At 71.3% G+C, this 22,438-nt stretch carries 22 protein-coding genes; 15 read left to right on the top strand and 7 right to left on the bottom strand.

Translation table 11 applies throughout. The annotated features are described in order from the left end of the window. Positions 1–164 precede the first annotated feature (164 nt). Positions 165–419: a hypothetical protein gene (locus ACIO5D_RS23515; RefSeq protein ID WP_363609667.1), complete on the top strand. Its 255-nt coding sequence runs from the start codon at positions 165–167 to the stop codon at positions 417–419. Positions 420–605: 186 nt separating this feature from the next. Continuing rightward, positions 606–1,142, top strand: a complete 537-nt coding sequence (locus tag ACIO5D_RS23520) for a kinase (protein ID WP_363609665.1) — start codon at positions 606–608, stop codon at positions 1,140–1,142. Positions 1,143–1,286: 144 nt separating this feature from the next. Here the strand turns inward: ACIO5D_RS23520 and ACIO5D_RS23525 are convergent, their stop codons facing one another. After that, positions 1,287–1,730: an NUDIX domain-containing protein gene (locus ACIO5D_RS23525; RefSeq protein WP_400652503.1), complete on the bottom strand. Its 444-nt coding sequence runs from the start codon at positions 1,728–1,730 to the stop codon at positions 1,287–1,289. Positions 1,731–1,852: 122 nt separating this feature from the next. Between ACIO5D_RS23525 and ACIO5D_RS23530 the strand changes: the two genes are divergently transcribed. Continuing rightward, positions 1,853–2,572, top strand: coding sequence for a DUF6193 family natural product biosynthesis protein (locus ACIO5D_RS23530; RefSeq protein ID WP_400652506.1), 720 nt, complete (start codon positions 1,853–1,855; stop codon positions 2,570–2,572). Between the two features lie 60 nt (positions 2,573–2,632). Here ACIO5D_RS23530 and ACIO5D_RS23535 read toward each other — a convergent pair whose 3' ends face one another. Together ACIO5D_RS23535 and ACIO5D_RS23540 are read right to left on the bottom strand one after the other, a co-directional pair. After that, entirely contained in the window at positions 2,633–2,836 is a 204-nt protein-coding gene (locus ACIO5D_RS23535; protein ID WP_363609659.1) for a hypothetical protein, read from the bottom strand. A gap of 258 nt (positions 2,837–3,094) precedes the next feature. Next, positions 3,095–3,460, bottom strand: a complete 366-nt coding sequence (locus tag ACIO5D_RS23540) for a hypothetical protein (protein ID WP_363609657.1) — start codon at positions 3,458–3,460, stop codon at positions 3,095–3,097. Between the two features lie 146 nt (positions 3,461–3,606). Between ACIO5D_RS23540 and ACIO5D_RS23545 the strand changes: the two genes are divergently transcribed. From ACIO5D_RS23545 to ACIO5D_RS23555, 3 genes are read left to right on the top strand one after another with little or no spacing between them, the layout of a single operon-like run. Next, entirely contained in the window at positions 3,607–3,966 is a 360-nt protein-coding gene (locus tag ACIO5D_RS23545; RefSeq protein ID WP_363609655.1) for a hypothetical protein, read from the top strand. Next, entirely contained in the window at positions 3,963–4,964 is a 1,002-nt protein-coding gene (locus tag ACIO5D_RS23550; RefSeq protein WP_400797524.1) for a hypothetical protein, read from the top strand. The genes ACIO5D_RS23545 and ACIO5D_RS23550 overlap by 4 nt, the downstream gene beginning before the upstream one ends. Continuing rightward, on the top strand, positions 4,961–5,353 hold the full coding sequence (locus tag ACIO5D_RS23555; protein ID WP_363609651.1) for a roadblock/LC7 domain-containing protein: 393 nt from the start codon (positions 4,961–4,963) through the stop codon (positions 5,351–5,353). Before ACIO5D_RS23550 ends, ACIO5D_RS23555 begins: the two co-directional genes overlap by 4 nt. 54 nt (positions 5,354–5,407) lie before the next feature. Here ACIO5D_RS23555 and ACIO5D_RS23560 read toward each other — a convergent pair whose 3' ends face one another. Further along, positions 5,408–5,932, bottom strand: coding sequence for a MarR family transcriptional regulator (locus tag ACIO5D_RS23560; protein WP_363609649.1), 525 nt, complete (start codon positions 5,930–5,932; stop codon positions 5,408–5,410). Beyond that, positions 5,929–7,728, bottom strand: a complete 1,800-nt coding sequence (locus tag ACIO5D_RS23565; RefSeq protein WP_400652516.1) for an MFS transporter — start codon at positions 7,726–7,728, stop codon at positions 5,929–5,931. The genes ACIO5D_RS23560 and ACIO5D_RS23565 overlap by 4 nt, the downstream gene beginning before the upstream one ends. A gap of 372 nt (positions 7,729–8,100) precedes the next feature. On the opposite strand from ACIO5D_RS23565, the gene ACIO5D_RS23570 reads away from it, so the two are divergent. Together ACIO5D_RS23570 and ACIO5D_RS23575 are read left to right on the top strand one after the other, a co-directional pair. Next, positions 8,101–9,984: an FAD/NAD(P)-binding protein gene (locus ACIO5D_RS23570; RefSeq protein ID WP_363609647.1), complete on the top strand. Its 1,884-nt coding sequence runs from the start codon at positions 8,101–8,103 to the stop codon at positions 9,982–9,984. A 51-nt stretch (positions 9,985–10,035) separates the two neighbouring features. Further along, positions 10,036–11,208 carry a putative PEP-binding protein gene (locus tag ACIO5D_RS23575; protein ID WP_400797527.1) on the top strand — a complete coding sequence of 391 codons (1,173 nt, stop codon included), beginning with the start codon at positions 10,036–10,038 and terminating at the stop codon, positions 11,206–11,208. 94 nt (positions 11,209–11,302) lie between these two features. On the opposite strand, the gene ACIO5D_RS23580 is transcribed toward ACIO5D_RS23575, so the two are convergent. Further along, positions 11,303–11,953 carry an RDD family protein gene (locus ACIO5D_RS23580; RefSeq protein ID WP_400652522.1) on the bottom strand — a complete coding sequence of 217 codons (651 nt, stop codon included), beginning with the start codon at positions 11,951–11,953 and terminating at the stop codon, positions 11,303–11,305. 329 nt (positions 11,954–12,282) lie between these two features. Between ACIO5D_RS23580 and ACIO5D_RS23585 the strand changes: the two genes are divergently transcribed. After that, entirely contained in the window at positions 12,283–13,299 is a 1,017-nt protein-coding gene (locus tag ACIO5D_RS23585; protein WP_363609642.1) for an NAD-dependent epimerase/dehydratase family protein, read from the top strand. 8 nt (positions 13,300–13,307) lie between these two features. On the opposite strand, the gene ACIO5D_RS23590 is transcribed toward ACIO5D_RS23585, so the two are convergent. Beyond that, entirely contained in the window at positions 13,308–14,642 is a 1,335-nt protein-coding gene (locus ACIO5D_RS23590; protein ID WP_400797530.1) for a hypothetical protein, read from the bottom strand. Positions 14,643–14,970: 328 nt separating this feature from the next. Here ACIO5D_RS23590 and ACIO5D_RS23595 point away from each other — a divergent pair, with 328 nt between their 5' ends. From ACIO5D_RS23595 to ACIO5D_RS23620, 6 genes are all read left to right on the top strand, one after another. Continuing rightward, entirely contained in the window at positions 14,971–15,387 is a 417-nt protein-coding gene (locus tag ACIO5D_RS23595; protein ID WP_400797533.1) for a hypothetical protein, read from the top strand. A gap of 186 nt (positions 15,388–15,573) precedes the next feature. Next, positions 15,574–16,791 (top strand): methyltransferase, FxLD system, encoded by a 1,218-nt coding sequence (gene fxlM, locus ACIO5D_RS23600; protein ID WP_400652528.1) that lies wholly within the window; start codon positions 15,574–15,576, stop codon positions 16,789–16,791. Positions 16,792–16,839: 48 nt separating this feature from the next. Next, positions 16,840–17,007: an FxLD family lanthipeptide gene (locus tag ACIO5D_RS23605; RefSeq protein WP_363606072.1), complete on the top strand. Its 168-nt coding sequence runs from the start codon at positions 16,840–16,842 to the stop codon at positions 17,005–17,007. Positions 17,008–17,252: 245 nt separating this feature from the next. Next, a complete protein-coding gene (locus ACIO5D_RS23610; protein ID WP_400797535.1) occupies positions 17,253–20,177 on the top strand; it encodes a lantibiotic dehydratase in 2,925 nt (974 codons plus the stop codon). Continuing rightward, positions 20,174–21,373, top strand: coding sequence for a lanthionine synthetase C family protein (locus tag ACIO5D_RS23615; RefSeq protein WP_363606074.1), 1,200 nt, complete (start codon positions 20,174–20,176; stop codon positions 21,371–21,373). Before ACIO5D_RS23610 ends, ACIO5D_RS23615 begins: the two co-directional genes overlap by 4 nt. Positions 21,374–21,390: 17 nt before the next feature. Continuing rightward, positions 21,391–22,227 carry a thiopeptide-type bacteriocin biosynthesis protein gene (locus tag ACIO5D_RS23620; protein WP_400762912.1) on the top strand — a complete coding sequence of 279 codons (837 nt, stop codon included), beginning with the start codon at positions 21,391–21,393 and terminating at the stop codon, positions 22,225–22,227. The last annotated feature ends 211 nt before the right edge of the window (positions 22,228–22,438 follow it).

Consider the following 22,438-nt stretch of genomic DNA (forward strand, 5'->3'; position numbering starts at 1 on the left):
TCGGGGCAAAGGGCGAGGGCTCCGGTGGTGCCCCGAAACAGCATCCGAACGGGTGATTTCATGCCGGTTGCCTCCCCCACGGGCGCGCGGGCACACCACCCTGGGAGCCGACGGTGTATCAGTACCCGTACTGAGCAAGTCAGTTGTCGACAAGAGGAGAAGGCATGCCCACGTACGAGACCGAGATCCACACGGGTGGCGGAGGCTGGCAGCCGGACCAGCCGCTCAGCCTCTCCATCGCCAACCGCTCGAATGTCGTTCCCGAGGACGGTGCTCCCGCGACCGGCACCAGTGTCACCTGGTCCGGCGACGCGGGAAACGGCAACGTCACCTTCTTCGACAACGGCGCCTCGTTCCAGGGCACCGCCCAGTTCCCGGGCGAGGGGCCGGTCGGCTACCGGGGGAACCGGGTTGACTGACCGCTGACGCGCGGACGTGGTGCGGGCCCTGCCGGCCGGTTCACGGCAGGGCCCGCACCACGTCCGCACCACGGCACGAACCCGCCCGGTCCGGCCCGGCGCGTTCGGTCACCGGACCGCACAGGCCGCCCTGGACGCCTTCCAGGGCGCGGGCGGAGGCTCCCGGCCGGCGGGTACGGTACCGGCATGACGGGCAGTCCGGACACGGTGCTGGTGGTGGTGCGCGGGCCGAGCGGCGCGGGCAAGTCCACCATCGCCGCACGGCTGCGCGCCGCCTACGGACGGGGCATCGCCGTCGTCGCCCAGGACGTGCTGCGCCGAACCGTCCTGCGCGAGCACGACGTCGCCGGCGGCGCGAACATCACCCTGATCGACCTGGTCGCCCGGCACGCCCTCGACCACGGTTTCCACGTCGTCGTCGAAGGCATCCTCGCCGCCGAGCGCTACGGCCCGATGCTCGCCCGGCTCGCCGCCGACCACCGCGGCCGTACCTTCCTGTACTACCTCGACGTGGACTTCGACGAGACCGTGCGACGGCATTCCACCCGCCCGCAGGCCGCCGAGTTCTCCCCCGAGGACATGGCCGGCTGGTACCGGCCCCACGACCTCGTCCCGGGCGCCCGCGAACACGTCATCGGCCGGCACAGCACCCTGAACGCCACGGTCGAGCGGATCCTCGCCGACACCGCCCTCACCCCGGCCGGCTGGACACCCCGCCCCTGAGCCGCCGCTGGCGACCCGCCTCGCCGGTGCCGGGGCGCCGCGAGGTCTTCGGGGGCGCCCGGTGCGAAGCCCTGGCTCTCCCGGGCGGTCCCGATCGCACGGACCGCGGTGTCCGTGCACAGCGAGCCGCGTGACTGTCCTTCCCTACGCGGCGAGTAGGCCGTTGCGCTTCAGGAGCGGCAGCACCTGGTCCCTGACCGCCGGAGCGAGTCGGACGTCCGGCTCGGTTCCGGTGATCCACCGCATGTCCGCCAGTTCGGCCGCGGGCCGGGGGGTCCGGCTGATCCCGGCGGTGAAGACCGTCATCCGCATGGGCACGTTCTCCAGCGCGGCCAGGGCCTCGACGTCGGCCAGGAACCGCGGTTCCAGAGGACGGACTCCGAGTTCCTCGTCGAGTTCCCGGACCAGTGCTTCGGCCGGCGCTTCACCCGGATCCGGCTTCCCGCCCGGCAGATAGAACACCTCGGGTGCCGCCTTCTTGCTGACAACGAGCAGCTTCCCCTGCTCGACGACCGCGGCAGCCACGACGATCAACGGCGCGGCTTCGTCATGGTTCCCGGGCGCGACCGCCCCATCGTGTTGTGTCATGTGGATCATTCTCCCAGGCGCTGCGGTGGCACCGGTCGACGGCATCGCCGCCCGCTTCGTGGAGAACGGGGCCTGCCGGCGGATCACCGTACAGACGGCCGGTTTCCCGGCAGAATCGAGCCATGACCTCCTCCTCGTCGGGCGTTGTCCCGGACCCCTTGCCGCCCGGACCGGCCGTCGGCGGTGGCCTCGCGGACCGCCTGCGCCGCACAGCCGCGGAGCTCGGCCTCGACCTGCCCGCGCCGGAGAAGGAGTGGGAGCGCAGCGCCGAGTTCAAGGACGCCGACGGCCGCTGGGTGTGCATAAACACCCCCAACAGGAGGCGCCGCCACGATGTGCGCTTCCGGAAGCAGGGCGCCTGGCTCGCCACCGGGCGGACCGCGGACCTGGCCGCCGTGGTCAGGGCCACGGTGGCCTGGATGAGCGGTGCGGACCTCGAACAGACCCGGGCGGTGGCCCCGTTCATCCGGTTCGGGGACTGGGCCGTCGCCCACGAGCGCGAGCCGCTCGACCCGGTCGAGCTGGCCTGGTGGCACAAGCTCGACCGGTACCACCTGCCCCCGTGGGACCGCCGTCCCCACAGCCGTGCGCTGACGGAAGCGGCTCACGCCCAGCCGGCCCTTCGTCGGCTGATGCCGGTCAACAGCCACTACATGCTCTGGTTCTCCACCCGCGTCAACTTCCCGTACGCGTCGGTCGGGTACTCGGTCGACCCGCACCACGACGGGCTGTACGTCGTACGGAACGAGAAGGGGGAGGTCGTCGCCCGCACCGAGACCCCCGAGGAGGCCGTCGCCCTCGTGGTGGCCGCTCTGCCGGAGGACGCCGGCCCGGCGCGCTGACCCTGCCGGCCGGGCGGCGGGGCGCTCGGCCGGGCCCGGTTGGCCGGCGCGTGCCGGGCGTCAGAAGTGCCCGTTGTCCGTCCACGCGTACCAGTGGCCCGACAGACGGGTGTAGCTGTTGCCGTCGCGCTCGGCCGGCGGGCCGTCCGGGAGGTAGGCGTGGCCGGTGAGCTCGAAGACGCCGCTGCCGGGGACGGTGAAGCGCAGGCCGGTGCCGGGCGCGACAGGCCGTGGCGGGTACCGGGGCCGACTTGTGCGTTCCATTCGGCGTTCCGGGCCCGGTGTTCCGGGGTTCCGGCTTTGGGCCGGAGCGCCGGAACAGTGAAAAGAATATGACGCCCAGTCATCGGAAAGTCACGCGTTTCCGTGATTGGGTGCGCACCGGATGGGATCCCGGCCCTATTTCCACGGCCGGGTCGCGGTAGCCGGTTCATCACGCATTGCTTTCGCGCCGTCCGGCCATTGTCTCGCGGCGCACGGCCCGCCGGGATTTCCCCGGGCGGGCGGCCCCCCGGCGGTGGCCTAGACGTCCAGCCCGGTCTCGATGCGCTTGAGGCCGTGCCGGGCGAGCGCCAGGTTGGCGCGCGAGCGGTCCAGGGCCAGGTAGAGGAAGAGCGAGCCGCGGCTGCGGGCCAGCGGGCGGATCAGGTGGTACTGGGTGCCGAGCGTGATCAGGATGTCCTCGATGACATCGTCGACCGACAGCGCGGCCAGGGCGCGTATCTTCGCGCGGACGACCTCGGTGTTGCCGGCCGCCGCGATCTCCAGGTCGAGCTGCTGGCTCCCGCCGAGAAACCCGAGTGACATACCGCTCTCGTAGTCGACCAGGGCCACCCCGATGGCGCCCTCGATGCCCATCGCGTCCTTGAGTGCGTTGTCAATGTTCATGAGCTGTTCGTCCTTTGCGTGACTTCCGGGCGGAACCCCCGTGTGCAGGGGACAAAGTAGCAAGAAGTCGTCAGCTGTGGTCACCGCGCGGAAAGGGTGGAATAAAGTACGCTGCGCAGGCAGTTCAGAAAAGTGAAGGGGTACCGGTGCGCGCACTCGAAGCTTCCCTCTCCGATGTGCTCGGCTCCCCCGGAGTCGTCGGTGCCGCCCTCGTCGACGCCGTCACGGGCCTCGGCTACCGGTCCGCCGGGGAGCACCGGCTGCTCGGGACCGGAGCGGAGCTCGCCGAGCTGACGAACCTGATCGGCGACCGGCTGCACGAGGCCGGGGCGGAGGGCGAGTTGGAGAGCCTGGTGGTCACCAGCACCCGCCATCACCAGGTCGTCCGGGTGGTGCCCCGGCAGGGCGACCCGCTGCTGCTGGCCACCGTGCTGGACCGGGAGCGGACCAACCTGGCGCTGGCGCTACGTCAGACGGCCGACCGGGCCGGGGACCTGCTGGCATGACCATCCGTTCCCATGACTCCGCCCGGCCCGTGCCGCCCGCCGCGCGCAACGTGCCGGCGCTGCTGCTGGCGCTGCGCCGGGCGGGATTCACCGGCTCGGTCACCGTCTCCAGTGCGCCGGGCGGCACGATCCACCTGGAACAGGGGCTGGTCACCGCGATCGAGACCCCCGGAGCCCCCACCGCCGAGACCCTGCTGCTGAAGTCGCGGCGCGTCGGCGAGGCGGACTGGGCGGCCGCCGAGACGGCCGCCGCGACCGCCCGCGCGGGCGACGCCCCGGGGCCGTGGGGCGGCGGCCTCGGTGCGGCTCTGGTGGCCCAGGGGTCGATCGGCGCAACCGAGCTCGAAACCGTCTGCGCGGCCGCCGTCTTCGACGGCGCCTTCGCCCTGGTGCTGAGTCCGCCCGGCAGCTGGCAGGTGGCCGAGGCGGCCGCGCCCGCCGGGATCGCGCTGCGCCCCGGGATCGAGCCGCAGCGGCTGTTCGAGGAGACCGCCCAGCGCGTGGCCCTGCTGACCCGCCTCTGGGGCCCGCCCGGCGAGCTGGCCCGTACCCGGATCCGCCCCGCCGCGCAGGCCGAGTCCAGGGCCCTGCGGATCCCGGACCGCTACCGGGAGATCCTGATCGCCGCCACCGGCCGGCGCACCGCGCGCGACATCGGATTCGCCCTTGGGCGCGGGCTGTTCGCGGTGCTGCTCGACCTGGCCCGGATGGACGCCCGGCACCTGCTCCACCGGGAGCCGGCACGCCCGGCCGCCGGAGTGCCGGGCGTCGCCCCGCGCACCCCGCCCAGCGGCCCGCCGCCGGCCGGGACCGGGCCGCTGCCGCGCCGGACCCCCGGCGTGCGCGGCCCGGGCGGCCAGAGCGGCCCGGGGGGTCAGGGCAGCCTGGGCGGCCCCGCCCGGCCCGGGGGCCCGGCGGCCGTTTCCGACGAGCCACCGAACGGACACCGCGCCGAGCGGACCGAGACGACCGAGAACACCGAGAAGAGCGCACCATGAGCAGCCAGACATCGCCCGCAGCACTCGTCGACGAGCTGAAGTCCCTCCGTGACCGGGTCATGGGCATCTCCGAGAGTGTCATCTCGACCGCCGACGGCCTGCTGGTGGCCGCCGACACGGCCGCCGTGCACCCCGAGTCGGCCGCCGCTCTGTCGGCCGCCATGCTCGGCCTCGGCCGGCGCACCGCGGCCGAGTTCGGCCTGGGCGGCCTGCGCGACGTGGTCACCCGCTGCAACGGCGGCTACGTCGTGGTGCTGTCGATCGGGGAGCAGGCGCTGCTGATGATCCTGGGTGACGAGGGCCTGGACATCGCCGGCCTGCACCGCGAGTCGCCCGCCTCGGTCCGTCGGCTGGGCGGGCTGCTCGGGATGGCCCCCGCCGCGCTCTAGCCGTACCGGCCCGTGAGGCCCGGGGACGCGGCCGGCGGGGGTGAGGGCGGGTCGTCAGGTGCCGGTGCCGCCCTGGTCCGGGGTGGGGCGCCCGGCGGCGGGACGGCCGGCCTCGGGCTCGTCGAGCAGCAGTTCCAGCAGTGGGACGGCGGCCTCCAGTTCCCGGCACTGCTGCGGAGTGAGCCGCCCGCTGCGGTGGGCCAGCAGCGCGGAGCGCTCCTGGCGGATCCGGGTGATCGCCGCCAGGCCGGCCGGGGTGAGTTCGAGCAGCTGTGACCGGCCGTCCAGCGGGTCGGGGGTCCTGGCGATCAGCCCGTCGGCGGTCAGGGGGGCGATCGTGCGGACCATGGACGGGACGGCGACCCGTTCCCGTGCGGCGAGTTCGCCGAGCCGCAGCGGGCCGTGCTGCTCGACCCGGGCCAGCGCGGAGAGCTGGGCGGAGGTGAGGTCCTTGCCGCTGGAGGCCTGGGCCATCTGCCGGTGGAGCCGGGCGATGACCAGGCGGAGCCGGACGACGGCCTCCGCGGAGAGGCCACCGCCGCCGGCCCCGCTCGCGGCCCCGGCCCCGGCCCCGGTCATGACCGGCCGGCCCCTCCGGCCGGCCCGCGCCGGCCCGCGCCGGGGCGTCCACCGGCCTCTCCCCCGCCCGGCCGCGGGCCGCCGGGCCGGGTACGCCCGCGCACCAGCGAGGCCGCGGCGGCGACCAGCGACATCGCGATCGCCAGCCAGAACACCACGACCAGGCCGTCGTGGAAGGGCCCCGAGATCAGCTGCGGGAAGAACTGCCGGCCGGTCAGCGTATGCGCGTTGGCCTCCGGGAGCTGTCCGAGCACGTGCGGGCCCAGCAGCTGCCGGATCGGGTTGTACCCGAGGAACGCGGCGAAGAGCGTGCCGACCGGCGGCAGCGAGGCGATGGTCTGCGCGTCGCCGGCGGGTACCCCCTGCGCGGTCAGCCCGGAGCTGAGCGTGTGCGGCAGCGACCCGGCCAGCCCGGCCACCATCAGTGAGAAGAAGACGCCGATCGACAGGACCATGCCGGCGTTCTGGAAGGTGGCACGCATGCCTGAGGCGGCGCCGCGGGCCTCGGCCGGCACGCTCGACATGATCAGCGAGGTGTTGGGGGCCGCGAACAGGCCGCCGCCCAGGCCGTTGAGGAACACCAGGCACGCGAACCACGGATACCCGAAGTCGGTCGGCAGCACCAGCAGTCCGGCGAAGGAGACGGCCATCGCCACCAGCCCGCCGGAGGCGAACAGCCGGGCCCCGGCACGGTCCGAGAGATATCCCGAGACCGGCCCGGCGGCGAGGAAGCCGAAGGTCAGGGGGACCAGGTAGATCCCGGCCCAGAGCGGGGTGTCCGCGTAGTCGTAGCCGTGCAGTGGCAGCCAGATGCCCTGCAACCAGATGATCAGCATGAACTGGAGGCCGCCGCGGGCGATCGAGCCCAGCAGGGTGGCCGCGTTCCCGCCGGCGAAGACCGGGTCGCGGAAGAGGGCCAGCGGGAACATCGGCTCGGCGACCCTGGACTCGATCAGGCAGAAGGCGACCAGCAGCGCCGCCCCGCCGGTCAGCCCGCCCAGCACCCAGGGGCTGGTCCAGCCCATGGTGTGGCCGCCGTAGGGCTGGATACCGTACGTGATCGCGGCCAGCAGGGCGGTCAGGCCGACGGCGAAGGTGAGGTTGCCCCACCAGTCGATCCGGGCGGGCCGCCGTACCCCGGTGTCGCGCAGCGACCGGTAGGCCCAGACCGTGCCGAGGACGCCGATCGGCACGTTGACCCAGAAGATCGACCGCCAGTTCCACTCGGCCAGCAGCCCGCCCAGCACCAGACCGATGAACGAGCCGGCGATGCCCGCGACGACGTTCACCCCGAGCGCCGTGCCGCGCCGGTCGGCCGGGAACGCGTCGGTGATGATCGCCGCCGAGTTGGCCATCAGCATCGAGCCGCCGACCGCCTGGACCACCCGCCAGCCGATCAGCCACAGCGCGCCGGGGCCGCCGTGCAGCGGGTCGAGCGAGAGGGCCACCGAGGTGACGGTGAAGATCAGGAAGCCGGCGTTGTAGATCCGCACCCGGCCGTGGATGTCGCCCAGCCTGCCGAGGGTGACCACGAGGACCGCGGTGACCAGCAGGTAGCCCATCAGCATCCACAACAGGTAGCCGACGTTGCCGGGTTGCAGCGGGTCCAGGCCGATGCCGTTGAAGATCGCGGGAAGTGAGATGAGGACGATCGAGGCGTTGACGGTGGCGATCAGGGTGCCGAGGGTGGTGTTGGAGAGCGCGACCCACTTGTCGTGCGGACGGCCGGGACCCGCGGTCCTGCGGGAGCGGCCCGTACGGCCGGTTCTGTCACCGCTCGCTGCTCTGGTCGCCACCGCTGCCTCCTGGAGAGCGATCGGCTGTGGCTGCCGTGCGGAGAGCATGTCGATAGCTCTCGTCAGCTAACGATAGTCCGGTCATCGCCCTGCGGACAGGCGCACCGGGTACGGAGGCCCGGTGCGTCCCGGGCTGCCGCGCGGATCCGCGGCGGCCGTCCGGTCCGTGTTCATGTGATCTTGTGTGCGAGCCCTTAGCCTTGTCCGCGGACGATCCGCGTCCGCGTCGCCGGTGATCGGTCCCTGGAAAGGACGGATCGGCTCAGTCCGGACAGTACTTCCTTCCGTCGAGGTAACACTCCGTCAGCAGTCCTTGCGCCCGGGGGGAGACCGCAGAGCCGGGTGCCCATCGTTCAGCGGGGAGGCTCCACCATGAGTCGAACAGGCATATGTCCAAGAGTTCTCGTCGTCGGGGCGGGCCTGGCCGGCACCGCCACGGCGATCCGGCTGCTCCGCTTCGCGCGCAGGCCGCTCGAGATCGTCCTGCTGGAGCGGCGTTGCGACTACCGGTCCGCCGGCGTCGCGTACCACCGCGACGGCAACCCCTGGGACCATGTGTTCAACATCCAGGCGGGTCGGATGTCGGTGTTCCGGGAGGACGTCCACGACTTCGTCCGCTGGGCCAACTCCGAGGCCGACCGCCGGGATTGGCCGGAGCCCTGGGCCGGGCTCGAGTTCGTCGAGCAGGGCCCGGCGCCCCGGCGGATCTTCCAGGACTACCTGATCGACCGGCTGGCCGAGGCCAGGCGGGAGGCCTGTCCCGGTGTCGTGCTCGTCGAGGCGGACGGCGAGGCGGTCGACCTGGACGTACGGCCCGCAGGGGTCGAGGTGACGGTGCGCCGGCCGTCCGCGGGCGGTACCGGGGCCGGGCCGGGCCCGGAAGAGACCGTGCTGTTCGCCGATCACGTCGTTCTCGCGACCGGCCTCGAACTCAGGGAACCGCCCTTCGCCGCCGGGGTGTTCGCGCACGAGTCCTTCGTGCGGAACCCGTACTCAGCGGCCGGCGTCCGAAAGCTCGCGGCGCTGCCGCCCGGGGCGACCGTCGCGATCGTCGGGTCCGTGCTGAGCGCGTACGACTCGGCGGGCCTTCTGCTGCGCCGGGGCCACACCGGGAGGATCCATCTGATCTCCAAGACCGGGACGATGTTCCGGACGTACCCCGGCGGACACGAGCACGGAGTGGTGCAACTTCCCTGCCCGGCAACGCTGCTGGAGCCGTACCGCAATCGTGAGGAGTTCCTCGCCCGGGTCCGGGCCGAGTGGGAGGCGGCGTGCTCGGCGGTCGTCCGGGACCATCCCGGGGTCGACCCGGTGGTGGTCGCGGAGCGGGTGGCCAAGGCGTGGGAGCCGCATCTGCCCAAGGCCCTCCAGCGGATTCCCTCCGATGAACTGCGGCGCCTGCTGGACGAGTTCGGTACCGCGATAGCCGCTTTCCGGGTCGGCGCGGTGGAGTACACGATGGAGGTCATCGAGCGCGCGATGCACCCGGCGGACGGGTCGGTGAAGCTGGTCGTCGGCAACGTGGAGGGGATCACGCCGGCGCGGTCGGGGCGGCTGGTCGTCTCGGTCGTGGCCCCGGAGGAGAAACACGCCATCGAGGCCGACCTGGTGGTGTCCAACTTCGGCCGGGAGTCGGACTACAGCAGGGTCGGCCAGCCGCTCTGGAGGAATCTCCTGCGCAGGGGGATCGCGGTCCCCCATGAGCGCACCGGGCGCGGCCTGGAGGTCGACGGGCAGGGGGTGCTGCTGGGCCCCGGCGGGGAGCCGGCCGGCCCGGTCTCCGCGGTCGGCGTGCTGAGAGAGGGCGACGAGATCGTGCGGAACGGCCGGACCGGTGCCTTCACCTTCAATCTCGCCGCCATCAAGAACCATTCAATCGCGGTCGCCGCACACGCGATCGAACAACTGGAACTGCGCGAAGACGGGCTGGCCGGGAACATGGCTCAATACCGTGGCCATGTCGGCAATACAGAGGAAGCGGCCGGGGCCGGATTCGAGGAGGCTGTGGTCATGGAGGTGAGGAGGATGGCCACCCGTGCCCGAAGTGAACGGGAACTGCTCGATTCCCGGCTGGACGCCTGTATCCGGTCCATCGGCGCACTTCCGACCCTTCCGGTGGAGGCTTCCCGGCACAACCGCCTGACCAGGGCGTTCGTCACCCGGGCCGCCGTCGAACGACTCACCGACGTCTCCGTGACACCACGGCAGCTGCGTCGACAACTGGGGATAGCGAACGCCGAAGATCTGGGGGATTAATTGAACGGGCGGCGGATTCAGGGATTCCTTTTGACCGGTGGTACACAGAGTGTGTTGCGAGGTACTTGTAACCGCACCAGAAGTCCACTCGAGGGATCCATCCTCGTCGCCCCTTCCCTCGAAGCGGGTCTGTACGACGCGATCGTGGCGGCGCGTGCGATCGTCTGCGGTTCGGGTGGGCTGACCGGCCACATGCAGTCCATCTGCCGCGGCCGGGGAATACCCGTGCTCCGCGTCGACCAGGCGGACCTCGCCGACCTGGTCGGCGAGGTGACGCTGCACCTGGAGAGCCAGTCGGTCGTCATCGGGTCCGACGCGGGTGTCGGGGCCCCGGGCCCGGGGGCCGGGAGTCCGTCGGTGGACCATCTCGGCTCCGCGTGCGCGGTCATCGCGGACCTGCAGGACATCCGCACGATCAACTCGTGCGGGCCGAACGCGAAGCGGGTCGACTCCTTCTTCATCCGGGAGGAGTTCCTCTGCCTGGCGGCGGGCCTGCGTCCGCTCGACGCCCTGGACGGCGGCCCCGCCGACATCGCGGTCTACGGGCAGGCCGTCGCGGACCGGCTGTGCACCTTCGTCGAGGCGCTCCTGCCCGGCCAGCGGCTGGTCCTGAGGCTTCTCGACCTCCGCTCCGACCACGCCGCCGGCGTCACCGAGCTGGCCCCGGTCGCGGTCGAGCCGAACCCCGAGCTGGGCCTGCACGGCGCGCGCTGGCTGCTGGGTTCGACCGCCTACCGGGACGCGCTGCACACCGTGCTCGCGTCCTTGCGCAAGCGGCTCGGCGACGACGCGGACCGCGTGCACCTCTCGGTTCCGTTCCTCAACGACGCGGAGGAGTTCGCCCAGCTCAGGGCGCACCTCGAACTGCCGGCCGACGTGCCTGTGTCCGCGTTCATCGAGACGCCCGCGGCGGTGCACGCCACCACGGAGATCTGCGCCGCGGGCGCCAGCGAGCTGTTCGTCGGCACCAAGGACCTGGTGCAGTTCTACCTGGCCGCGGACCGGACCAACCACCTGGTGGCCGAGTCCTACCAGACCCGGCACCCGGCCGTCCTGGACGGGGTGCGCAGGGTGGTGGAGTCCGCGCGCGCCGCGGGTACCCCGGTGAGGGTGTTCTCGCTGGGCGCGGACCTCACCCACTACCTGGAGCGCCTGCCGACCCCGGACGGTTACATGATGTGCACCGCCGAACTCCGGCAGGTGGTCCTTCAGCCGCAGCCCTGACGCCGCCACCGCGCGGAGCACGAAGCCCGGCCGCCGCCGGGGTGACCGGGGCGACCGGGCTTCGTCGGGCTCACGGGCGGCGACCGTCCGCCGATCAGGCCTCCTTGACCACCACGGTCTTGGCCGCCTTGTCGTGGAAGCACTGCTGCAGCGGCTTGTCCCAGAGCAGCGACAGCACGTTCACCAGGGAGAACAACGAGCCGATGCAGTAGACCGCCTGGGGCAGGCCGTAGACCGCGCTGCGGGTCCAGAGCTCGTTGTCGGAGGGACGGCCGCCGTGCGCCGCCGAGACCACCCGCAGCTTCATCACCTTCTTGCCGACGGACTGCTGGAGCTGGGTGAGCATCATCACCGCCTCGTAGCCGAAGACGACCACGGCGCCGATGACGCCGGCCAGGATCGAGCCGGCCGCGGACGCGACGGTGAGCTGGATCACGAGCAACGGGATCAGCAGCACGAGGCAGTCGATCAGGCGGGCCAGGAAGCGGTCACCGGGGCCGGCCAGGGTGCGGCCCGGGCCCAGCCACGGCGGGATCTGGCCGCCGCCCTGCGGGTAACCGGGCGGGGGCGGGTAGCCGGAGCCGGGCGGCGGGTAGCCGGGACCGGGCGGCGGGGGCGGGTAGCCGGGGCCGGACTGCGGGTCGTACGGGCCCTGCGGGGCACCGTGGCCCGGCTGCGCCGGAGGCTGCTTGCCGTAGGGGTTCTGCTCTGACGGGTAGCCGTAGCCGGGAGGTGGGTTCGTCATCGTCCTGCTCGTCTCGTGGTGGTGTCCCCTAGGGTCTAGCGGCTGGGTGATCCTTTAGGAAGACCGCGGGGTCAACCGTTACGTGAACACCACGGATTCGCGATCTCGTCACGGCCGCTCCAGGCCCCGGCGTCGAGGCCGCCATCACGGTAGGCGTTCTGGTGAAAGGTCACGTGTGATCTTGTCTCTCTGTGCGGTGATGAATTTCCTCGAACACGGCGCTGCTGCGCGCTGTGGCACACGGGAGACTTGACCTTCCGCGCCGGCTCGACCTGGCCAGCCTCCGTCAAGGGTGGCGTAGATGGCGGTTGAGCAGGCAGGATCGACGCATGAGGCTTCTGGTGATGGGTGGCACTTGGTTTCTCGGCAGAGCGGTGGTGGACGGCGCGCTGGCGCGTGGGTGGTCAGTGACGACGTTCAGCCGCGGCCGGTCCGGTTCACCGGCGCCCGGGGCTGATCACGTACTGGGAGACAGGACGGTGGAGGAAGATCTGCGCCGTCTTGCCGGTCATGGTCCGTGGGACGCGGTGATCGACACGTCCTCGACCGAGTTGGCCCCGAGGGGCGTACTCCTGGGTGCCTCGGTGTTGCGTTCCCAGGTTCGCCATTGGGTGCATGTCTCGACGGTCTCTGTGTATCGGGGGTGGCCCCACGCGGTACTGACCGAACAGGACGCCATGCTTGACTGCCCGCCTGACGCCGACGAGACCTTCGGATACACGGGTGTGGACGGGTCCCCGACTGTCTACGGGTTCCAGAAGGCCGGCGGTGAACGGGCGGTCACCACCATGTTCGGGAACGACGTGACATTCCTACGCCCGGGGGTAATCCTCGGCCCTAAAGAGTATGTCGGGAGGCTTCCGTGGTGGCTCGGCCGGGCAGCTCGTGGCGGCAGCATTCTCGCGCCCGCACCGGCCGATCGACTCATCCAGCCAGTTGACGTCAGAGACGTTGCCGGTTTCGCGCTGGACCGGGCGGCCGTAGCCGAGGGCGCCATTTTCAACGTCACACACCCGATCGGAATTACCTTCGGTGACTTTGTTGAGGCCTGCTTGCGCGTCACGGGCGGGGTCGGCCGACCTGTGTGGGCCCAGAGCGACGCGCTGGCCAGGCATGGTGTGACGGAGTGGACCGAACTGCCGCTGTGGCGGACGCACCAGGGTGTCTGGAGCGTCTGCTCTCAGAAGGCAGTGTCCGCCGGGGCACGGTTCCGGCCGATCGAGCAGACGATCAACGAAACGTGGGCGTGGCTCCAAGAGGGTGGCGAACTAATTGACCACCCGAGGCGCCACGCCCACGGCATCAGCGAGGACAAGGAAGCCCTCGTGCTGGCCAGCGTCCGCTGACTGACGGATCAGCCTATGGCCAGCGTGCCGCCGAGTTGGGAGTGCGCGCCGACGGCCACATACTCCTCGATCCGCTCAGCGAGTTCCACCCGTACAGGACCCGGTCCGCTGATCTCCGGAGACGCGAGAGCGCGCCGAAGACCCCCAGCACGGGATGTGATGCCGGCTACCCGCCACTCCTTGGGGATCTCGAAAACGGGCGCTACCGCCTCCACGGCTCCATCGAATTCGCCGGCCAGTAGCCTGGCGTGGCTCAGGTCGATGGCTGCCTGCGCCAGATCCGTTGCTTCCTGAGGGGTCGACAGGCCAGAATCGTGGACCTTCCGCATCAGGGCAATCGATTCCATTGCCGACTGCTCGGCGGCCGGACCGTCCTTGACGAGAAGGAACGTCGTGGCGTTGCTCATGAGCGCGCGGCGGCGCGAGAAGCTGAACTCACCGCCGACGTCATCGTGCAGGCCGTCTCGCTTCCCATCGCCGGGTTCCAGAGCGGCAGTCGCGGCCAGGCGAGCGGAGTTGGCATCACCAAGGTGGCCATAGGCCCTCGCTTCGATCACCGCCAGGCGCTGGCGGGCCGTGTCGCCGAGTCCAGGGAAACTCTGCGCCTTCTCTACCTGTCGGATGGCCTCTGCGGGCCGCTGATCCCAGTAGGCCAGAATCCCAAGAGTTCCGTGAGCGAAAGCCCTGAGAGGGCCATGGTCGACGACCTCCCCGTACATGGCGGCTGTCCGTGCGAAGCTCGTAGCAGCAGTGATCGACCCCAGGTCGAACACCGCAGTCGCCAAGACTGCCGAAGCCTGGCCGGCCGCGAGGTAGAGACGTTCCCGCTGCCTGACGATCTGGGTGCGGTCAAGCATCGCCGTGACCGTGGCGAGCAACTCGTTTCCCATCCCGTACACGGCGAACGGCGGATGGGTGTGATAGGCCCGAGCCAGCGCGAGGGCATCGTCCTCAACCTGGTCGAGCGTCATGTCCGGCAGGTTGCTGGCCGCGGCATCGCTCGCGTGCTCGGCGGCTCGTCGTGCATTCATTACAAGATCGCTTTCATCGATCACGGACCCGACGGCTGGCGGCATTGAGCTGCCGCCCGCCGGGGCGAACAGGTCCTTGGCGGTGAGCCTGGGGAACATCCGCTCCAGAACCGCCGGTGCAGGAAAGCGGGGCAACCCCTTCACACCGCCGTTCCTCCAGCGGGAGACGGTCATGACTGACAGGTCCAGCGTCTGAAAGTCCCGGTTGTTGGTCTCCTTGAACAGGGCCTTGCCGGTTGCTTTGTAGCGTTCGATGAAGCTTTCGGTGGTCTCGCCGGAGCTGAAGAGGAGTTCTCCTAAGCGCGTCTGCAAGGTCGGCCCCTTCCTGAGGCTGGCGCCAAGGTGTCCCTTTCCGGCGCCTACCACCAGTCTCGCCGCCAGCTGGCTCCTGCGCGACAAGTGTTAACGAGTGGTAAGCGAGTGTTGCTACCGCTCACTGATGACGTATCAAGTGTTGTGCCCAGTGTTCTGGTTCTGCGCGGCTTTCGCCGACATTGTTGGTGGCCGCAGCGGATCAGGCCGGGGCGGACCACGGACGCTTCTGAACGGCCAGGAGCGAGACGTGATCGCCAGGTGGGCGACCGAACTTCACCCTCTGCTGCCCCACACGCACGGCCCGGAGGCTGTCATGCAATGCGCAATGAAATTCGCAACACCCACAAGGACGAAAGCTGTTGGCGACATTCGCAACAGACTGCTCCATGGAATCACCGTCTTGGCGGGCATCGTGTTGGGCGACGGGCTCCTTCTGGTTCGTTCCTACGCCGAGAGCTTCGGGTGGACCGAAAGGACGAACGGGAATGGGGAGGTGGCAGGCCGGGACGTGTGGTTCGAAGTCGCAGTCGCCTCGCTCTCCCCGGCGTTCTCCGGCCATGCCACCGCCGGGGCGGAAATGCAACCGGCGGGCCTGACCGAACGGGACCGCCAGATGTCCCTCTCCGGGCCTCTCGCCGCTATACAGGCTGTCTCCCGTATACGGCTGGTTCGCCCCGTTGTTGCAGGCGACATCATCAGGTTCCGCGACCGGCCGGGCGCCGTGACCGCCCGGGCCGCGTGAACCGGTCCTCCTCGGCCGCAGCTTCCCGGCTGCCACCGCAGCCTCACTGAACCTCCGGCCGCCGCTGTCCTCCTCGTGCTCCGCCCCAGCGTCTTCGGCGTCATCCGGAGGCCATTCATGGTCATGTAGCCCAGAGACCGACCCGCCGCGGTGCGTTTACCGCGGCACCTACGAAGAGGAGTTGCCATGTCCACCTTGCCGAAGACCGCTGAGACCGACGAGCAGTTGCGCTCGGCCATGGTCGACGCCCTGCGTGCCGACGGAACGATCCGCACGGACCGCGTGGCCGATGCCCTTCTGGTTGTACCCCGGCACGTCTTCGCGCCCGAGGTGTCGCCGACCGAGGCGTACGAGCCGGTGCGCGCGCTGGTGACGAAGCGCGACGGGCACGGTCTCGCGGTGAGTTCGGTCTCGGCCGCGCAGATTCAGGCCCTGATGCTGGAACAGGCCGACGTACAGCCGGGGATGCGGGTGGAGGAGATCGGATCCGGCGGGTACAACGCGGCGCTGCTCGCCGAACTCGTCGGTCCGGAGGGTGAGGTGACGACGGTCGACATCGACCCGTTCGTCACGGACCGCGCGGCCAGGTTCCTCGATGAGGCCGGCTACAGCCGGGTGAAGGTGGTGCTCGCCGACGGCTCCGAGCCGGTGGACGGAGGGCCGTTCGACCGGGTCGTCGTCACGGTCGGCGCGTGGGACCTGCCTCCCGCCTGGACCGACGGCCTCGCCGAGGGCGGGACCATCACCGTGCCGCTGCGGATGCGCGGCCTGACCCGCTCGATCAGCTTCCGCCGCGACGGCGACCGTCTGGTCAGCGTCAGCGCGGAGGTGTGCGGCTTCGTCAGGATGCAGGGCACCGGCGCACACGACGAGCACCTGGTGCTGCCGCGCGGCACCAAGGAGGTCGGGCTGCGCTTCGACGAGCTCGACCGGCCCGACACCAGCCGTCTCGCGGGCGTACTGGAGACGCCCCGGGCAGAGCGTTGGACGCAGGTGACGGTCGGCAACCAGGAGCCCTTCGACTCGCTGTACCTGTGGCTGGCCTGCTCCCTGCCCGGCTTCGGCCTGATCTCCGTCGACCCCGAGTCGGACACCAGGACAGTCGCCCCGGCGAACAGGATGGCCTGCCCGCTTGTGGTGGACGGTGACAGCCTCGCCTACCTGGCGCTCCGCAAGATCAGCAACGGCCCGGCGACGTTCGAGTTCGGTGCACATGGCTTCGGCCCCGACAGGGGTCGCCTGGCGGATCTCATCGCCGAGCAGGTCGGGGTCTGGACCCGCGAGCACCGCACCGGCTCCGGACCGACCTTCACCGCTCACCCGGCCGGCACCCCCGACGACCAGCTCCCGGACGGGCCGGTCATCGACAAGCGACACGTTCGGCTCACGATCTCCTGGCCGTGACCTGCGGCCGGGCAACCAAGCACCACCGACGAAACAGGAGGATCCACCATGACCCGCACCCTTGAGAACGCGCCCACGCTGGACGGCGACTTCGACCTGGACCTGCGCATCGTGGAGGGAGCCGACCCGGTCGCCGCCCTGCTGCGCTCCACCGACGACAACTGCGGCAGTACCTGCTCGGGCTCGGCCTGCGCCAGTGGCGGCGGCAACGTCTGACCCTTCCCCTCCCGTGTGGCCAGAGGCCCGGCGTGCGGCCGCCGTGAGAGCCGCCGCACCCGGGCCTCGCCCTTCCCGGATTCCGGAGGTGAACCACCTTGTACCGCGTTGTGGGACCGGCCCTGATTCGCGCTTCGGCATGCCCCGCCGACTCCGCGCCGCGATGGCCCGATCTCGCCGACAGCACCCCTGTCGGCACAGCGGCCTGGCGATCCTGGCTGCGTACCGCCTGGTCCGACCAGCAGTTGGCGTCCGCGATCGAGGTGGCGGCAGGAGCGCAGCTGACCGGCCGGGTGCGCGCGGCGATCGCGGGTGGCCCGATCGGCACCGCGCGGCTGCGCCGGTTGACGGCCACGGTGATGCACTACGCGCTCCGGAGTGAGGGCAGAGCGACACCGTTCGGCCTGTTCGCCGGGGTGGCGGCCTGCCCGATCGGGAGTCGGACGGTGGCCCCGCTGTGGGATGCGGGCCGTGCGGTGGCCCGGGTCGACGCGCGGTGGCTGGCCCGTATCACTGGTCGGCTGGAAACGCTGGTGGCCGACCGGCTGTCGGTGGTGGCCAACGACCTGCGCGTGCTGCGCGGAGAGCGGATCGTGCTGCCGGTTCAGCAGAACCCGACGGGCCAAGCGCCGGTCGAGGTGTCGGTGCGCGCCACCCGGGCTGTTCTGGCGGCCCTGGAAGGCGCCACCGGACCTGTATCCCTTGGTGTGCTCGCCGGCCGCCTCGCGGAGCAGTTCCCCAACGCGCACCCTGGGCAGGTTCGGCTGATGCTGGGTGAACTGGTCCGGCAGCAGCTGCTGCTGAGCGGCTTACGGCCACCGATGACCACCACCGACCCGCTCGGGCACCTGCTCACAACCCTGGAGCAGGCAGGAGCGGACGACGTCCCCGAGGCCGCCCGGATCACCGCCGAACTCCGACGGCTTCACACCGGGCTGGAGCGGCACAACCTGCTCGACAGCCCCGAGGAGCAGCGGACGGCACGGGCGGCGATCACGGCCGCGATGGAAGGCGGTGCCGAGGGCGGCCAGCCGCTGATGGTCGACCTGCGGCTGGCCGCAGGGCCGGCGGTGCTGCCCGAGCGGGTGGCCCGGGAGGCCGAGCGCGCCGCCGAGCTGCTGACCCGGCTCAGCCCCCATCCCGACGGCCATCCCGTCTGGCTGGACTACCATGCCCGCTTCATCGAGCGGTACGGACCCGGAGCGGTAGTGCCAGTGGCCGATCTGGTGAATCCCGACACCGGACTCGGCTTTCCGGCCCGCTACCGAGACTCAGTGCTGCCCGAGGCAGCGGCCAGGCTCGGGCGCCGCGATGCCCGGCTGCTCGCGCTCGCACAGAAAGCCGCCATCGAAGGCGGCAACGAACTCGCCCTGGATGACAGCTTGGTGGAGCACTTGGCCTCCGCGTCGGGTCCGGCCGCGGTGCAGCCGCACGCGGAGCTCACCGTTCACCTTGCCGCCGGCGACGCCGAGTCGCTGGACGCAGGCGCGTTCACCGTGACGGTGGTGGCCGCGCCGCGCGCCGCCGGGACCACCACAGGCCGCTTCCTGCATCTGCTGGATGACACCGACCGGGGCGCCTTCGAGAAGGCGATCTGCGGAGCGCCGACGCTCCGCACGGACGCGGAGCCGGTACAGGTGTCCGTGCCGCCGCTGTTCGCCCGCGTCGAGAACGTCGCCCGGACGCCGGCGCTGCTGCCGGTGCTGCCGCTCGGCGAGCACCCCGGCCCCGGCCCCGGCGCCGGGCGGCTGCGGCTGGATGCGCTGGGGGTGTGCGCGGACGAGCAGCGGATGTGGCTGGTCTCTCTCACCGACCGCCGTCCGATCGAGCCGCGCGTGCTGAACGCGATCGAGTTCCGTGCGCACACCCAGCCCCTCGCCCGGTTCCTGTGCGAGATCACCAACGCCTTCACCCCCGTGTTCACCGGCTTCGACTGGGGAGCCGCCGGGAAGCTGCCGTTCCTGCCCCGGCTGCGTCACGGCCGTGTCGTGCTGTCCCCGGCGCGCTGGAACCTTCCCGCTGCTGACCTGCCACCCGAAGGTGTGCCGTGGGCCGACTGGGAGAGAGCCGCCCGCGCCTGGCTGGCGCTCTACCGGGCGCCGGCCAGGGTGCAGTTGACCCAGCAGGACCTGAAGCTGCCGCTCGACCTGGGCCTGGCCGAGCACCTGGTCCTGCTGCGCGACCACCTCAACAAGCAGACCTCGGCCACCCTCATCGAGGCTCCGGCCCCCGGGATGAACGACTGGTGCGGGGGCCGGGCGCACGAGATCACCGTCCAGCTCCACTCCACCCGGGCACCCCTGCCGCTCACCCGGCGGCGGGCCGTGCACGTCACCGGACATGAGGACGGGCACCTGCCCGGGGCGTCCCGGTGGCTGTACGCCCGTCTGTACGGCAATCCCCGCAGGGCCGATGAGATCCTGGCCCGGGTGCCCGCCCTGCTGGACCGCTGGGTGAACGATCCCGCGTGGTGGTTCCTGCGCCACACCGACCCTGAACCGCACCTGCGGCTGCGCATCGGGCTGCCGGAGGCGGCGGCGTTCACCCTGGCCGGGGAGCGGATCGGAGTGTGGGCGGCCGAACTTCGCGCGGCCGGACTGCTGACCCGGCTCCAGCTGGACACCTACCAGCCGGAGACCGGTCGCTACGGCCGGGGCGCGGCGATGCGCCAGGCGGAGGAGGTGTTCGCCGCCGACTCCCGGGCCGTTCTTGCCCAACTCGCTTACCTCGAACAGGTGAAGGCCGACCGGATGGCGGTGACGGCGGCGAGCATGGCCGCCATCGCCACCGGGTTGCTCGGGACCGACACCGGACTGCGGTGGCTGCTGGAGCACGTACCCCGCCACACCGGTCAGGCCCTGCCCCGCGCCGTGTGCCGCCAGACGCTGGCCCTTGCCGAGCACCCGGGCAGTTGGCCCGCGCCGGAGAGTACCGCCCGGGGCCGGGCGTTGACCCGGGCCTGGCGGGCACGCGCCGAAGCCCTCGCCGAGTACCGCCACCTTCTCGACCAGCAGCTGGAGTTGGAGCCGAGCGAGGTAGTCGGGGCGCTGCTGCACCTGCACCATGCGAGATCGATCGGCATCGACCCCGACCACGAGCGCACCTGCCACCGGCTTGCCCGCGCCGCAGCCCTGACCCACACCGCCCGCACTCCGAAGAGGGCCCGATGATCACCATTACCGGCCGCGGCGCACTCGCGGCGCTCACCGAACCGCTCATCGCCCCGCCCGACAGTGCCTCCGCGAAATGGGGGCAGTCCCTGGCCAAGGGCGCCCCGGGCATCACGCTGTTGCACATCACCCGCGCCACCACCGGCGCCGGCGACTGGGAGACGGTGCACGCCTGGATCGCGGCATGCCTGCGTCAACCGGTGCTCTCCACCCCCGGGACCGGCCTGTTCTTCGGTGCCCCGGCACTCGCCCACGTCCTGCGCGCAGCCGCCGGCGGCGGTCCCCGCAGCTACGAGCGGCAGATCACCGCGCTGGAGGCCACCGTCGACCGGATGACCGAACAGCGGCTGGCCGCCGCCCACCAGCGCATCACCCGGCGGGACCGGCCGATCTTCGCCGAGTACGACCTCGTCTACGGAATGACCGGCCTCGGTGTGAACCTGCGCTCCCGCGGAGACAGCCACCTGCTGCGAGACGTGCTGACCTATCTGGTCCGCCTCGCCGAACCCCTGCGCGACCTGCCGGGCTGGTGGACCGACATCGCGCCCTCCGGCGATCCCTCACCGCACTATCCCGGCGGCCACGGCAACCTCGGCCTTGCCCACGGCATCACCGGCCCGCTCGCCCTGCTCGCCCTGACCTGGGCCGACGGCATCCGGGTACCCGGCCACCGGGAGGCGATCGACCGGATCACCCACTGGCTGGACACCTGGCGGCAGGACACCGGCACCGGACCGTGGTGGCCCGAGGCCGTCACGCCCGACGAGGACCGGACCGGCCGAACCCGCCAGAAGGGCCCGCTCCGCCCGTCCTGGTGCTACGGCACCCCCGGTATCGCCCACGCCCAGCACCTGGCCGCACTCGCCACCGGAGACCAGCACCGTCAAGAGCTCGCCGAGCACGCCCTGCTGGCCTGCCTGACCGATCCGCAGCAGCTGGCCCGGCTCACCGACAACACGTTGTGCCACGGCACCGCCGGGACGCGGCTCCTGGCCCGCCGCCTGGCCGCCCGCACTGCCGACGTCACCACCGCTGCCAGGCTTCGCACGGCCACCGACGCGATGACCACGTTCGCCGCCTCCCCGACCGAGGCGGGCCTGCTCGAAGGAGCGGCCGGTACCGCACTCGCTCTCCACACCCTCACCCTCGACCAGCCTGCCACCACGGGGTGGGACAGCTGCCTGCTGCTCACCTGACCCGGACGGAGTCCGCCGTGACCGACACCGCCAAGCCCCCGTGGCTCCACTACCACCTGCACCTGACCGACATCGGTGCTGCCGAAAAGTCCGCCGCACAGTACCTCGGGCCCGCCCTGACAGCATTGGAGAACGAGGGCGTCGTCACGTCCTGGCACTTCCTGCGCAAAGGCGACCGATGGCGGCTGCGCTACCAGCCGCCCACCCCTGAGCGAGCCGACGCCGCCACTGCTGCCGTGGACGCGGTACTGGAGAACTGCCGCACCAGCAACGTGATCACCGGCTGGACCTCGGTGATCTACGAGCCCGAGACGCTTGCCTTCGGCGGGGAGGAAGCGATGGAGGTCACGCACCGGCTGTTCCACCTCGACAGTCACCGCACCCTTTCCTATCTGCGGGCCGTTCACAGTGCCCAACAGGTGGACCATCGCCGCGAGTTGTCCGTGCTTCTCGGGATCGCGATGATGCGCGGCGCAGGCCTGGACTGGTACGAGATCGGCGACACGTGGGCCACGGTCGCGGAGAACCGCCCCTCCGCCCCGGGCGTCGACCCCGGGCGCCGACTCCGCAACAGCGTCGGCGCCCTGCTCCGGGCCGACACCGGTCCCACGTCCACGCTCCTCACGGTGGGACAGCTTTCCTTCGCCGCGCCGTGGTTCGCCGCCTTCACCGAATGCGGCCGGGAGCTGCGGGTGCTCGCCGACAACGGCCGGCTCCGGCGCGGGCTGCGGGCTGTCCTCGCCCGTCATCAGCTGTTCCACGCCAACCGGCTCGGCATCACCCACCAGCACCAGGCACTGCTGGCCACGGCCGCCGCTACCACCGTCCTCGGACTCACCCCAGAGGCCTCATGACAGCCGTTCCGCCGCCCGGCCCGCTCGCCGACGCGCTCCGCTACTTCCCCCTTGTCCCCCGCACTCGACTCCACCGAGCGGGTCATCCACGACCTTGCCGGCGCATAGCGACTGCGAGGCGTCGGGGAGCCTGATGCTCCCCGACGGCCCGGCGCCGACCCGGGGTACGGCCAACGCGACGCGATGTCCTGGACCACCGTGCTGCGCCTAC

Source organism: Kitasatospora sp. NPDC087315, from assembly GCF_044744345.1.
In the GTDB taxonomy this organism is placed as follows: Bacteria; Actinomycetota; Actinomycetes; order Streptomycetales; family Streptomycetaceae; genus Kitasatospora.